Origin of the sequence: Alicyclobacillus sp. ALC3, assembly GCF_028751195.1 — a bacterium.
Classification (GTDB): domain Bacteria; phylum Bacillota; class Bacilli; order Alicyclobacillales; family Alicyclobacillaceae; genus Alicyclobacillus_L.
Genome location: NZ_CP066784.1, coordinates 431,498 through 444,692, shown reverse-complemented (window position 1 = coordinate 444,692; position 13,195 = coordinate 431,498). Strand labels below are relative to the sequence as shown.

Here is a 13,195-nt window from a genome sequence, read left to right as displayed (position 1 = left end):
TTTGTTGTTTGACAAATTGAATGTTACGCCGCGGTGGCGCACCTGTCCGTGATGACGATCACGTTCGCGCAACTGCCAGGGTGGCTATAATGTCATCAAAAGAAATGTGTCAACGGTTCTGAAGCACTGCGCGTGGACATGAGCGGAGGTGGCCTTGTGCGAAAGCAGATCGGAGATGTCGTAACGCACCCGCAGACGGGTGAACAAGGAGAGGTGCGAGAAGTTGTGACAAACCCAGCATGCCTGCTTCGGACGCTTGTCATTGCCTGGCAGAGTGGCGGAGTGGAAGAAATGGATGAGCTCGAGTTTGGTCCACTGGAGGACTGACACGTGCCGAGACAACAGACAGAAGGACCGCGTGGTCTAGGTGGGCAAACGCTGACTGTAAACGAACCCTTTATTGGCCGGTTACCCAAAGCGTTCATTGTAGCTGCGTTTGTGAATTTCATCGTTGGCGCTAGCTTCGGGGGCTGGATGGCAGTCCAGCCGTCAGCGGGGGCCGTACTCGGCCAAGTGCACGGCGAAATCAATCCATTCGGTTGGCTGACAATGTTGATTTACGGTATGACCTACGCGGTACTTTCGATCGCGGCCGGACTTCGTCCGCCAAAACCGTGGGTGGGGTGGTTGCAACTCATCGGTGCGCAACTGGGCGTGATTGGCGTAGTAGTCGGACTTTTGCTGCTGAGCAAACCGCTTCTCTGGAGTGGTCTCGTGTTGCAGTTTGTTGCCCCGGTCCTGTTTCTTGCCAATATTCTCTCCGCTGTGGTCAGTCTAAGGAAGGCGGGGGCAGTCCGTAAAAGTACGCCTGACCTATCGTTACACCCACTTTCTTTGCTGCGTCGCGGTGGTGCGTACCAAGCTACCGACCGCGTTGGACAGCGCGGAACAGATGTGTCCGCCATGCTGTTGCTCGCAGGAACTGCGTGGATGCTTGTCCGCTCCGTGACCTCACCCGGGACACTGCCTGAGCAAATGACAGGCGCGTTGTTCTTGCTCTACTACGGCTGGATAGCAGGGACAATTTTCGCTGTGGCTCTGCACATGTTCCCTCGCTTCCTCGGTACGGGAGTGAGTGCGCGAGGGTCACTCGTTGCACAACTCGTGTGGGGCGTCGCGGTTGTTGTTGGGGTGTTAGGGCTGGTGTGGTCACCTGCTGTTGCAGGTGTGGCGTCGCGCCTCCTGGGCCTGCCGTTCTTGTGGTTTGGTGCATCCTATCTGTGGATGTTCAGTCGCCGCCGTGTGAATGGGCAACCAACCTTACCGATTCCTGTCGTGAGCCGTGGACTGTGGTGGGCAGCCTGGGTCTTTTGCCTTGTTCTCGGTGCTTTCCTCATTGGCGGTCTGAGTCCTTTTACTCTCGTTGCGTTCCACTTGCTGTTTCTCGGCTTTGGGACAAACCTCGTCTACGGCATTGGGTACACACTCTTTCCCTATGTCTTGCACCGTAGAGAACCTCCGCGCCCGGTTGCCGCCGTTCAGGCAGCAGGTGCCATCATCGGGTCGCTGCTGATGGTCGTGGCATTTGCCTGGATACACTGGGCGACGTCCCAGTTGGCATTTGTGCTCTTGGCTGTCGGTGGGACGCTGGCTGCGCTGAGCGCCGTCGCGTTTCTACTCATGTGGCTGACCTCAAGGAGAGCCGTGTAGTGTACTGCCTCTGTCACCGTGCACTGGCTGTGGATCGAAGCGCCCTCTTACTCGGCGTGATATCCGTCACAGCACTGCGTCGGCGCGTGCGCTACCCTGTGAATGAACAGAGGGTCTAACCCAGTTAACTGATGCAGATGTTGGGCGCAGAATACGGGGGTTGGACTGGTTGGCTTGTTGAAGAGGAGGGATTGCAATGACAAGAAAAATCGAAGTCCTTGATGTGCGGGAAATGCTTCGTGCGAAGGAGGAGCCATTTGCACGTATTATGTCTGCCGTAAAAGAACTAGAACCGAACGACGTGCTGGAACTGCACGCCACTTTTCAGCCTGACCCATTGATTCGAGTTCTTGGCAAGCAGGGTTTTACGCACGCTGTTGTACAAGAGGAGGCCGAACACTTTGTGGTCCAATTTTATCAGGGAGATACCGACGTCCCGTTCTTTCACCTGGACAACCGCGACCTCGATCCGCCGAATCCGATGACCCGCACGCTCGAGTTCCTGGAGGACCACGATGCATGCGCGTCTGGTGCCTTGGGAGTCGAGATTTGGAACGTCCGAGTTCCTGCGCTTCTGTTGCCGGAGCTCGACGAGCGAGGATTTACTTACGAAGTGAACGACGAGGGCAACGAAACGGTACAAGTGAAGATACGGCGGGCACAGTGAGAGGTGAGGAGTCATGCAGAGTCCAGTGGGTGTCGCGCCAGGCGCAGGAGTGACGACGAGTCAGTCGCCGCCGTTCGCGGTCCCGATGCGCTATATGTTGCTCGGTGTGCTTGGGTTTGGCGTCTTTGCGGTTGACTTTGCGCTACAGTCTGGCTCGCTGGCGCAGGGTGTGCCTGGAGCGGCGAATGTCGTAGCACTGACTCACGCTTTGACGCTCGGTGCACTTTTGTCGTTTGTGATGGGGGCGGTGTATCAACTGACGACCGTCGCATTTCTGGTTCCAATCAGCAGTGTACCAGTAGCCCGTTGGAATTTTTGGCTCTACCTTGTTGCATTCATCGGTCTCTTTATTGCCATGGCGACGTGGTGGGGCGTCGGGTTATTCGTTTTCGGACTGTGCATGGTGGTAGCTGTCTATCTTTACGCCGCAGTGTTGATCGTCTCTGTCTTGCGCACCAAAATCCGTGGTCCGATGTTTGGGTTCGTGGTTTCAGCTCATGGGTACCTCATTCTCGCTGTCACTGTGGCCCTGCTGCTTGTGCTTGCAGACTCCGGTGCAGCGCCAGGGCTCGACACGTGGATGGACCCTCTCATCGCGACACATATATTGCTTGCCATGGGTGGTTATTTCACCTTTCTGGTGATGGGGTTTAGCCTCAAACTGCTGCCGATGTTTACGCTGTCGCACGGATTTTCTACAGGCCGGCAGAAATGGACGCTCACATTGGCGCACGTCGCACTGTGGGTCGTGCTCGTTGGTATTTGGACACACTTGGACGCGTTTTGGTGGGCAGGGGCGGCCTTCGGCGTCACCGCATTTGTCAGTCACATCGCGGATATGCGCGACATCATTCAGAAGCGCATGCGCAAACGCGTCGAACCCCCCATTCGAGCCGTGGTGGCGGCTGGCGTAGCTGGAGTTCTGGGCTTGTGCCTGCTCGCCGTTCGAATGCTTTGGACCGGGGGCGAGGCAGGCTGGCAAGGCATCGTCATGTTTTACCTGCTCGGCGTCGTGACACTGACGGTGATGGCATTTGCATATAAGATTGTGCCATTTCTCGTCTGGAGCAAGCGCTACAGCAAGGCGCCAGGGAAGGGAAAACCCATGCTCATCTCTGACCTCATCAACGTGAACTTGTCATGGCCGGTGCTCACCGCGTTTGGGGTTGGACTCGTTGCATTGACGGCAGCGGCGGCAGGAGGATGGCATCCGGGTGTTATCGGCAGCTGTATTCTCTTGTCGGTAGCGATTGCAGCGTTCTGTGTGCAAATTTTGCGCGTGCTGGAAGTCGCGAAGCTGGGAAGGGAGTTGTTTGAACATGATTAATCTCGATGAAGTGCGGGAGCATCTGAGGAACGTGTACGACCCGGAGATTGGTGTGAATGTAGTCGATTTAGGTCTCATTTATAAAATGGAGGAGCCGGAAGAAGGTACACTTCACATCGAGATGACGATGACCACCCCTGGCTGTCCGGCGCACGATAGTATCAGTAGTAACGTAGAGTGGGCAGCTGCGCAGGCGTTCGGTGTGGGCATGGTGTACGTCGATGTCGTATGGGACCCGCCTTGGTCGCCCGAGTTGATGTCAGAACAAGCCCAAGCGCAATTGGGTTTTCGCTGATCAACGCGTCGCTCCAATCCGTGTCAAATTTGACGGCCGCACCGGACTCCCCGTGGTCAACTACGCAGGTTTTTGCGACGTCAGTCGCTGGGAGACGCACAGATTTAGCCTGGGCCTCTGCCGGTCGCCTGCGTAGGAGTTGGACCTTGGGGCGAACGCTACACGAATAGGGTCACGTCGGACCCGTGTGGGTTCGCCCACAACTGCACCACGGGAAGCTGTTGGCCAGGCTGTTCTTCGAACTCTACAACCAGTTCACGACGGGTGAACGAGGACCGGATTTCCAACACTTCGGATTCGGATAAACCGAATACTTCGATGCTGCGACCCATCCCCGGTAAACGGACGGGATTGAGCAGGTTTTTGGACACCTTGACAACCTTCATCGGGTTCCCCCCTTAAAACACAAAGATGCCAACGAGCACTAAAAAGATGCAGATGGCAAACAGGATGATGAAGAACCAGACCTTCTTCCGACCAATCAGTTCTTTTTCTTCGTACATGACAACAGTCACCTCCGGCTTCGACGACTCGCGCACAACACCTCACAGTGCCGCACCGCGCGAAGTCGCGCGCCGTACTGTGCACTTCCAGTATACCGCCTAACTCGTAGGCGCGCACGGAGTCGCCTTGTGTCAACGTGGAACAGTCCGCGCATTCAAACGTGTTGGCCTGCAGGGACAAAAGTCCCAGCAATCAGGAGACAAAAGCCCCATGATAGGTTCAGACGAATGCCTGTATGATAGGACGGGTGGACATTTTAAGTCGGTAGTAGGCGGTGTTGCATAGACAACGACTGTGAGAGGGTGATTGTTATCCATCCGGATCAGGCTTGGTGTATGCTGTGCCACTCCCTTGTCGACCGTCATGGTGAACACGTCTTTCACACCGGTTTCCGCCAGATTGGTGGAGTTAACTACCCGCTTACCGTGTGTGTTTCATGCCAGTTCAAGGTTAGTCCTATCGCCAGCGGTTGTTCTTCGTTCATTCGACATGAGGTCAGCACTGTGGACATACAGTTATAAAGTCTGCCCACTTTGCCCTCGCGGGTGTCGAAAGGTGAATGGTTATGCCTGCGATGACTTGGTTGCACAGTTACGGGTACGTGAGTCTCTTTCTAGTTCTGTTCCTCGAAATCGTCGGCATCCCGTCATTCGCCGAATCTGCCTTGATTGCAGCAGGGTTGCAGGTGCACCGTGGTGCCTTCGGGGCACTGCCGGTCCTGTCTGTAGCTCTGGCGGGGAGTCTGGCGGGCTCGATGTTGGCATACATCATCGGCCGCCTTGTCGGCCGCCCGTTCCTCGAGCAGTTTGGTGCACGAATCAGGATTACGAAGGAAAAGTTAGATGGTGCAGACGACCGTTTTCAGAAATACGGACCGGCGGTTTTGATTATCGGAAAGTGGCTGCCTGGGGTGCAGGTGCTTGTTCCTTATCTCGCTGGGGTAAGTCGCCTGCAAGTTGGAGTGTTTCTCATCTATAACACCATTGGGACGGTCATCTGGGTGACGGCCTTTTTGACGTTCGGAGAGTCACTCGGGAGCGTCTGGGAACGCGCGTGGCCAGTGTTTTCAAAACACGGGCTGTTGAGCGGGAGCATAGCTGTCATCCTGACGACTCTGACTCTCATATGGTGGGCGCGATTACGGCGCTCATATCGCAATCGTCCTCCTATGCAGTAGACAACTGTCCAGCAAATTCGTACGCACGAACGTCCATCCGTCTGGCGTACGTACGAATATGCTGTCGGTAGTCTGATTTGATGGGAGGCGGTGTGGTGGGAAAGGAACAATCAGGGAGTGCGTCGTTGCGGGCTTTTCGGCGGAAGATGGCGAATCCCGTACACTGGCGACGAGCAAACCAGGTAGTTGGCAAGTACACGCGGCAAGACGTTGCCACAGTGGAGTCTGCGACTCGGGTGATTGACGACTTGTCTACTTCGTTTGGAATCGAACTCACTCCGTCGGACAAACGGAAGGCAGCGCAGTGGTTGGTACAACAAGGTATCGACCCACAGAGGCGAAAAGACAGATTGTTGCTCTGGAAAAAAACCAAATGATGTGACGAACGTACACTACACAGGTGGAGCGGCGCCAGAGCGGTGGGCGTCGCCTGGCGCCTGTCGCCTGAAAGGAGGTGTACGGGCACGTTCTTCTCCACCTGGGTCGTACATCGTATGTACACGCAGATGGCCGCGGTGTGGACAGAGTACCAAGGTGACTTGCCCAAGCAGAGGTGTCGGCCAATCAACGGTTTTCAATACCGACATGAGTCGATTTTTGTCACTATTGCAGGAATGAACACGCAGGGGTAGAATTACCTTACTAGATTCGGCGGCTTTTTTGGGAATTATAAGTAAATAGTAATCGGGCATAGCTGTGGAAACACAGTGACGCAAAACTACAGGGGCTTCGGCGTTCAGACGCCATGCCAGCCAGTTGCAAGAAGGCGGAACGCCCATCAGATTTACCGTGAGATGGGTGTTTTTTTTACCTACATATTGTATTGACGGGCACGTTCCAAGGGAGAAGAAGTCGCATGCTCAGTATACTGGCGAACGGCACGTTCAGACAAGCGGCTAATCAAATGTTGGACATACTCGGTTCGTTCATCCCGAACGGCACTTTGTTTGTCGCAGTCAACGACGGTCGAACAAATGCCGTTGTAGCTGTTCGCAACCGAGGTGAATGCCTGGTTTCAGAAGGTTTTTGGCCCCTCTCTCGCACATACTGTTCGTTAGTCTGCGCGGTCGATGACATTCTTGTCATCGACGATGCTTCCCGTCACCCGCAAACGTCTGCCTTCGAAATTACCAAGATGTTAGGCGCTGTGAGCTTCGCAGGGATACCCATAGAGAATCAGTCTCGACAGCGTGTTGGGACCGTCTGCTTCATTGACGATGGAATGTCCATCCCGAGCACTGAACAACTCAAAGTGATGCGGTCGGCAGCTGGCTTGTTGGCGCACGCGATTGACCTCGAAACAGCGATATACCGTGACCCCATCACGATGACGTACACCCGTCGCTATCTGGACGAGTTGTTCGCGAACTGGCACAGACAATTCCAACGAATCGATGCCTTCGTTTTAAACCTGGATAAAGTAAAGTTGTTCGCGAATGTGGAAGGCTACGCGTTTGGAGAACAACTGGTCGCTTCAGTGGCACAGCGATTGAAGGAAGTCCTTCATCCAGATGACGAGGTTGTGCGGATTGGTGAAGAGGAGTTCGCGATCTTGAGCCATCGGCTAAACAGTGTGGAAGATGCACGCATGATAGGGGAACGACTTCTCGGCGCATTTCGCATGCCACTGACCATACATTCACGAAGGTTGCTGGTCTCACCGCGAATGGGGGCGGCTGCGTATCCAGATTCCGCTACCGACGTTCAGCAACTGATCAATCACGCCGCGGTCGCCATGTACTCAGTCGCTCATCCTGGCACACGTATCAATTTTTATCATCCGACAGACGCATCTTACGTCAAACGGCGTCTGGACATAGAAGACCTGTTGCCGACTGCGCTTGACAACCAAGAGTTTGAAGTCCACTACCAGCCGAAGTTCTTGGTTCAACAAGGAAATCGGATTGGTTCGGTGGAGGCCTTACTGCGGTGGAAACGGGCTAATGGAGAGTGGATCTCGCCGACGGAGTTTATCCCCGTTGCCGAGACAACTGGGTTGATTGAGCCATTAGGCCGATTCGTCTTGTGGACAGCCTGTGCGCAAAACCGAGCCTGGCAGGATGCTGGGTATCCAGCTATGGTCGTATCTGTGAACATTTCCCCCAAGCAGTTTCAAGCGGGACATGTATTTCAGGAAGTTCAGCAGGTGCTCCTCCAAACAGGGCTGGATCCCGAGTGGTTGGCTATTGAAATAACAGAAGGATGCCTGATGGAGAACTCTCTCGCGATCGTACAGGAGTTGCAGAACATTCGCGAACTTGGCGTGAAGATTGCAATTGACGATTTTGGCACGGGGTACTCGTCGCTAGCATACCTGCGGCGGTTTCAACCGACACATTTGAAGATTGACCAAGTGTTTGTTCGGACTATGCTGGAGGATTTTAGTTCCCTGTCGATTGTCACTGGGACGATTCAACTTGCCCATAGTCTCGGCATGAAAGTTGTGGCCGAAGGGGTTGAAGAAAAGAAACAGTTGGAAATTCTACAGGGGCGAGGGTGTGACATGGTGCAAGGTTTTCTTCTTGCAAAACCTCTCCCGGCGGACCAGATTGAAGCCATGTTTCGTACAGGACCCGTGATATCTGAGGTGCTGTGAACTTACAAGAAGCTGAGGCGACATCGACGGACGGTCGACGTCGCCTCAGCATCCGATGTGTCTACACCCACCACTGCATCCCATTGGCGAAGTTGAGCGTGACACCATAGGTCAGGTACAGCAGCCAAATGCCTGTTAGTAATTGGAATAAACCGGTTGATTTCTCCCAGAACTTGCTGTTCATGAACCGGGAAGGGATTTCTGAGATGTAGATCAGAACGAGCCCGACGAACAAAATCATCACCGGAATGTCGCGATTGCCGGCAAATGAAACAGCACCGAGGACACTGAGACCTAACAATGGAATGGCCATCCAAGCTTCTGGTCCCGGATCGCTGCCTGTGTAGCGTCGCCAGCCAATGACAATCCAGTGAATTCCATACACGGTGAACGCTACCGCTGCCATGTACAGCGGTGCTGCATGGCGGTACACCGGGAACCACGAAAGGCCCACCATCAGATAAGTACCTGTCAACAGCTGCCCGAACCCGCCGAGAAAGATCCCCCAGAGGCCCACAGTCCGGTCATACCGATCTTTTTCTTTTGTCCACCCTGGTCCGCTCGCTAGTGTTGTACCGCCTTGCACAAAATAGTTAATGGAAAGGGCGAGGAACCCAATCGCCACAGGCCAAAACGGGGATACTGGAAAAGACATGTTCCTCCTCCTATCGCGTTCAGTGTGTCCCGGGACGTTTGGGATTACTGGCTTGTATCTCGCGAGTCCCTTTGCACCATACGTCACGTTCACATGGAGTATGTACAGGGCGATGAACTTCCATGCTTCAGCTACGGGGGTGCAGATAGTGAAGCGGAGCGGCATCTATCTAGGAATAACGTCCCGTTGTGGCGGGTCGAGTTCACCTACCACCGGTCTCTGTTGGCTTGAGAAGGCGGGCAAACGGTTGGAAAATCGAGCGGCGAAACGATAGACTAGGCGGTGGCCCTTGTCAGAGTGGCCGGAAAGGGTGACCGACATGGAGTATGCATACCTTGGCCGCACCGGCCTGCGCGTGAGCCGTTTGTGTCTGGGTACGATGAACTTTGGCCCGACTACGGACGAACAAGAGTCGTTCCGCATCATGGACGCCGCGCTTGACGCTGGAATAAACTTCTTTGACACCGCAAACGTATACGGCGGACTTGGTCACCGTGGACGAACAGAAGAAATTGTCGGGCGGTGGTTCAAGCAAGGTGGCAACCGCCGCGAAAAAGTGGTCCTAGCGACGAAAGTATACAACATCATGGACGATGAGAACGATGGACCAAACGCCCCAGCCGGTTTGTCTGCCTACAAGATCCGCCGTCATTTGGATGGCTCGTTGCGCCGATTGCAGACTGATCACGTCGAACTCTACCAGATGCATCACATTGAACGTCACGCGACATGGGACGAACTATGGGGAGCATTCGAAGTTGCTGTGAACCAAGGCAAGGTTGGCTATGTCGGGTCGAGCAACTTTGCTGGGTGGCACATCTCGGTTGCCCAAGCGGCGGCGAAGGAACGTCACTTTCTCGGCCTTGTCTCGGAGCAACACATCTACAACCTGCTCCGTCGGGAGCCGGAGTATGAGGTATTGCCATCGGCAGAGTTCCACGGCTTGGGTGTCATTCCGTGGAGTCCATTGATGGGCGGATTACTAGGCCGCCACGCCCTTGAACGCACGGGTGTTCGCAGCACACGCTCGGAGGAGCTGTTCCAAAAGCACCGCAGTCAACTCGAACAGTTCGCCCTTCTGTGCCAAGACATCGGGGAACCGCAAGACGTCGTGGCGCTGGCCTGGTTACTCACTAACCCCACTGTGACGGCGCCGATCATCGGCCCTCGTACGGCCGAACAGTTGACCGAGAGCCTCCGGGTGGTGGATGTGAAGCTGACCGTTGACGTGTTGCAAAAGCTCGACGAGATCTTCCCAGGGCCTGGGAAACCGGCTCCAGAGGCGTACGCGTGGTGATGGAGCGGACATCCTTCTGTTTTTGAGAGTGGCTGAGGAGATAACATGAGCGAGACCAGGTGCGCAGCGTGGGCCTCTATGCCACGCTGCGTGCAACACTGGTCTCGCTCATCGTTATTTTTGGAGCAACTGCACAATGGCTGACACAAACATCAGCACGGAAAGCGCCGCGAGTGCCACAGCCGTGCCTCGGAGAACCCAGACGTTGCCATTCCTGCCGACTGATTTAAGCCCCTTGTCAACCCCGACCGCGAGAACGACTTTGGATCCAACCAAAAGCAGGTAGAAGAAAATAATAAACGCTGCCGCGTTCCAAACAGACAAGTGTGCGTCCCGGACGATAATCGGGGATCCGACGATCACCCAAAACATCCACGCGTGCGGGTTGACAATGTTCAGGAAAACTGCCTGCAGAAGGCTCCGTTGGTGCGGCGTAGCTTCAATCACCGGCTCTTGCGCTGCTGCGGCACTGCCGGCCGCGTAAATCGCGCCGGCCTGGTCACCAGCACCGGGAGTGAACGGAGTGCTCCGGGCGACAGTCAGAGCAGCGCTGTTGGGCTTCGCCGCAGTCGCCGCAGTCGCCGCTCGCGCCTGAGCCCGCCAAGTGTCGTAGGCGATGTACGCGATCATCAGGGAACCGACTAGTGTCATCAACCGTAAGATGACGCCTGGAACATGGCTGAATAACCACACGGTAGCTGCGATGATGACGGCGTCTGTGATGAGGGGGGCCACCGCGACCAGCACTCCCTGACGCCATCCCGATTGGGCACTACGCGAAATGACCAGCGCTTGCAGGGGCCCCGGTGTAACGCCAGCCGCAAGTCCTAACAGGATGCCGCTCAACAGAGCTTGGAGCATCACATTGTCCTCCTACTCATTTCTCGGTGGTGCAGGTCACTAGTTGCTTTGACCGCTTTTCAGCCAGCTCGCCACCTGGACCAAGCGTTTCGCCTGGTATGATGCAGCCTGCAGCCCTGCGTCAGAGATATCGGGGCTGGCGTCAGTTACTGTGACACTGGTTCCGTAGGGGTTCCCGCCCGCTGTAAACACCACTGGGTCGGTGTACCCAGGCGTGACAACGATTGCTCCCCAATGATACATCGTCGTGTACAGGGAGAGGAGTGTCGCCTCTTGTCCACCGTGTGCGTTGCTCGCGCTCGACATTGCTGTGACAACCTTGTTGGCGAGTTTGCCTTGCGCCCACAGCCCTCCGGCCGTATCGATGAATTGCTGAAACTGTGATGGTACACTGCCAAAGCGCGTCGGTACGCTAAAGACAATGGCATCCGCCCAGTCGAGGTCATCCAGTGTCGCTTCAGGGACATCCACCGTAGCGTTTACGTGTGCAAACCATCGCTGGTTATTTGCAATGGCCTGTTCTGGGGCAAGTTCTCTGACCTTGCGCAATCGGACGTTTGCGCCGACTGCCTGAGCAGCTTCTGCAGCTGTGTGGGCTAACGTGTAGTTTGCGCCTGTTGAACTGTAGTAGATCACGCTGGTGTTGACCGTCACTACTAACTCCTCCTCGGCTTGGTCGTCAATGCAAAATTTGTTGTGCGACCGGGTTGCCGTATAATAATTAATGAAACTCAGAACATTCGAGTTCAAATATCTTGATTTAAAGATAATTGACAAGTGATTTCTTTGTCAATCAATTTTTGGAGGGTGATTTAGATGGATCACGACGTCTTCACAGCCTTGCATCTGTATCGCGTCCTAGCGAGGAGTTACGCCAGCGTCATGGAATACACGGCAGACGACTTGAAAGCGTTCCAGTTGCCGCCGACGGAATTTGCGGTACTTGAGTTGCTGTACCACAAAGGCCCGCAGCCCTTGCAGAAGATCGGTGAACGGATTCTCAGAACCAGTGGCAGTGTGACGTACGTGATCGATAAACTCGAAAAGGCAAAGCTGATTGAGCGAGTCCCTGATGCAAGTGACCGGCGTGTGACCTACGCGGTATTGACTGACCTCGGTCGCAACAAAATTGACGTCGTTTTCCCGGCCCATGCGGACCGAATTACTGAAAGTTTCTCGCACTTGACGTCGGCCGAGCAGCGTCAACTGGCTGACCTGTTGAAAAAGCTAGGGCTCGGCATTGAGAAACGAAAGGGCGTCTGACGTCTGTCGGCAGGACATGCAGTATTTGTCTATGGCACGTGGCGACGGGGTGAATGGAAGTCTACGAAGTGAATGAGCATACACTCCACCAACTCGATGAGCTCGAAGGTTATAATGGGCCTAACAGCGAGCATGACTGTGAGGGTGTGAGCGTCAGGGTCGAAGTTGGAGGCAGAACGGTCGAAGCCCTCGTCTACGTCTACACGACGGCGCAAGTGACTGACCCTGCCGAAAGTAGCTGATGGAGACTGGTAGTTGGCGCGACAGAAGGCTGATCACGACGCATGGAGATAGAGTCGCGTAATGCGAGCGTGATCGCAACGTATTGACTAACCTGCCAAGGGGGAAGGTACGTGGCAACTGCGGCAAACTTGTTACTAGAACAGTTGGATGTGCACTGGCACAGCACGGAGTGGTTTGTCTCATTTGATGCGGCTTTAACAGGGTTGACTGCCATGGAAGCAAGCTGGACCACGGATGGTGCTGGCTATACGATCTGGCAAATTGTAAACCATCTGGTTTTCTGCAATGCGGACATAGTTCAGAAGGTAACGGGTAAGGGCGAGCCGCTACAGGCTGCGGATAACGACGCGTCGTTTGGCGACCCGGGCGACCCGAGTGACGATGAAGGCTGGTCGATCACGGTCCGGAAGCTGCATGGTGCTCTGCATGACTTGCAAGAGCTCATCGCGAGTATGAATGACGAGAAACTCGACGCGCCATACCGTGAAAACAAATCGATCACAGGTCGACTCCTCGGCAACATCATGATGCACGACACCTATCACCTTGGCCAGATTGTGCTGATGCGAAAACTTCAACGATCGTGGACGCCGGTAGATTGGGGATGAAACATGCAGACGTCCTGCCATCATAGCGGCGAGAATGTGTCGGTGGATTGAG

Annotated in this window: 16 protein-coding genes and 1 riboswitch; of the genes, 12 read left to right on the top strand and 4 right to left on the bottom strand. The window is 54.9% G+C overall.

Features of this window, described 5'->3' with window-relative positions; translation table 11 throughout:
- Nucleotides 1-156: 156 nt before the first annotated feature.
- The 5 genes from JC200_RS02110 to JC200_RS02090 all read left to right on the top strand — a co-directional run bounded on the left by JC200_RS02110 (nucleotide 157) and on the right by JC200_RS02090 (nucleotide 3,939).
- Nucleotides 157-327, top strand: coding sequence for a hypothetical protein (locus JC200_RS02110; protein ID WP_274434533.1), 171 nt, complete (start codon nucleotides 157-159; stop codon nucleotides 325-327).
- A 3-nt stretch (nucleotides 328-330) separates the two neighbouring features.
- On the top strand, nucleotides 331-1,650 hold the full coding sequence (locus JC200_RS02105; protein ID WP_274434532.1) for a hypothetical protein: 1,320 nt from the start codon (nucleotides 331-333) through the stop codon (nucleotides 1,648-1,650).
- A 196-nt stretch (nucleotides 1,651-1,846) separates the two neighbouring features.
- Nucleotides 1,847-2,317, top strand: coding sequence for a DUF2249 domain-containing protein (locus JC200_RS02100; protein WP_274434531.1), 471 nt, complete (start codon nucleotides 1,847-1,849; stop codon nucleotides 2,315-2,317).
- Between the two features lie 13 nt (nucleotides 2,318-2,330).
- Nucleotides 2,331-3,644 (top strand): hypothetical protein, encoded by a 1,314-nt coding sequence (locus JC200_RS02095; RefSeq protein ID WP_274434530.1) that lies wholly within the window; start codon nucleotides 2,331-2,333, stop codon nucleotides 3,642-3,644.
- A complete protein-coding gene (locus JC200_RS02090) occupies nucleotides 3,637-3,939 on the top strand; it encodes a metal-sulfur cluster assembly factor (RefSeq protein ID WP_274434529.1) in 303 nt (100 codons plus the stop codon). The genes JC200_RS02095 and JC200_RS02090 overlap by 8 nt, the downstream gene beginning before the upstream one ends.
- A gap of 158 nt (nucleotides 3,940-4,097) precedes the next feature.
- Here JC200_RS02090 and JC200_RS02085 read toward each other — a convergent pair whose 3' ends face one another.
- Entirely contained in the window at nucleotides 4,098-4,325 is a 228-nt protein-coding gene (locus tag JC200_RS02085) for a hypothetical protein (RefSeq protein WP_274434528.1), read from the bottom strand.
- Nucleotides 4,326-5,008: 683 nt separating this feature from the next.
- Here JC200_RS02085 and JC200_RS02080 point away from each other — a divergent pair.
- From JC200_RS02080 to JC200_RS02070, 3 genes are all read left to right on the top strand, one after another.
- Nucleotides 5,009-5,620: a DedA family protein gene (locus JC200_RS02080; RefSeq protein ID WP_274434527.1), complete on the top strand. Its 612-nt coding sequence runs from the start codon at nucleotides 5,009-5,011 to the stop codon at nucleotides 5,618-5,620.
- Between the two features lie 95 nt (nucleotides 5,621-5,715).
- On the top strand, nucleotides 5,716-5,997 hold the full coding sequence (locus JC200_RS02075) for a hypothetical protein (RefSeq protein ID WP_274434526.1): 282 nt from the start codon (nucleotides 5,716-5,718) through the stop codon (nucleotides 5,995-5,997).
- Between the two features lie 300 nt (nucleotides 5,998-6,297).
- Nucleotides 6,298-6,384, top strand: a riboswitch (cyclic di-GMP riboswitch).
- A 92-nt stretch (nucleotides 6,385-6,476) separates the two neighbouring features.
- Nucleotides 6,477-8,216, top strand: coding sequence for a putative bifunctional diguanylate cyclase/phosphodiesterase (locus JC200_RS02070; protein WP_274434525.1), 1,740 nt, complete (start codon nucleotides 6,477-6,479; stop codon nucleotides 8,214-8,216).
- A 61-nt stretch (nucleotides 8,217-8,277) separates the two neighbouring features.
- On the opposite strand, the gene JC200_RS02065 is transcribed toward JC200_RS02070, so the two are convergent.
- Entirely contained in the window at nucleotides 8,278-8,871 is a 594-nt protein-coding gene (locus JC200_RS02065; protein ID WP_274434524.1) for a hypothetical protein, read from the bottom strand.
- Between the two features lie 319 nt (nucleotides 8,872-9,190).
- On the opposite strand from JC200_RS02065, the gene JC200_RS02060 reads away from it, so the two are divergent.
- Nucleotides 9,191-10,168, top strand: a complete 978-nt coding sequence (locus JC200_RS02060) for an aldo/keto reductase (RefSeq protein ID WP_274434523.1) — start codon at nucleotides 9,191-9,193, stop codon at nucleotides 10,166-10,168.
- 114 nt (nucleotides 10,169-10,282) lie between these two features.
- On the opposite strand, the gene JC200_RS02055 is transcribed toward JC200_RS02060, so the two are convergent.
- Together JC200_RS02055 and wrbA are read right to left on the bottom strand one after the other, a co-directional pair.
- Entirely contained in the window at nucleotides 10,283-11,029 is a 747-nt protein-coding gene (locus JC200_RS02055) for a LysE family translocator (protein ID WP_274434522.1), read from the bottom strand.
- Between the two features lie 39 nt (nucleotides 11,030-11,068).
- Entirely contained in the window at nucleotides 11,069-11,683 is a 615-nt protein-coding gene (wrbA, locus tag JC200_RS02050; protein ID WP_274434521.1) for an NAD(P)H:quinone oxidoreductase, read from the bottom strand.
- A gap of 162 nt (nucleotides 11,684-11,845) precedes the next feature.
- Between wrbA and JC200_RS02045 the strand changes: the two genes are divergently transcribed.
- The 3 genes from JC200_RS02045 to JC200_RS02035 all read left to right on the top strand — a co-directional run bounded on the left by JC200_RS02045 (nucleotide 11,846) and on the right by JC200_RS02035 (nucleotide 13,143).
- A complete protein-coding gene (locus tag JC200_RS02045; protein WP_274434520.1) occupies nucleotides 11,846-12,292 on the top strand; it encodes a MarR family winged helix-turn-helix transcriptional regulator in 447 nt (148 codons plus the stop codon).
- 68 nt (nucleotides 12,293-12,360) lie between these two features.
- Nucleotides 12,361-12,534, top strand: coding sequence for a gamma-glutamylcyclotransferase (locus JC200_RS02040; protein WP_274434519.1), 174 nt, complete (start codon nucleotides 12,361-12,363; stop codon nucleotides 12,532-12,534).
- A 111-nt stretch (nucleotides 12,535-12,645) separates the two neighbouring features.
- Entirely contained in the window at nucleotides 12,646-13,143 is a 498-nt protein-coding gene (locus JC200_RS02035) for a DinB family protein (RefSeq protein WP_274434518.1), read from the top strand.
- Nucleotides 13,144-13,195: the final 52 nt, after the last annotated feature.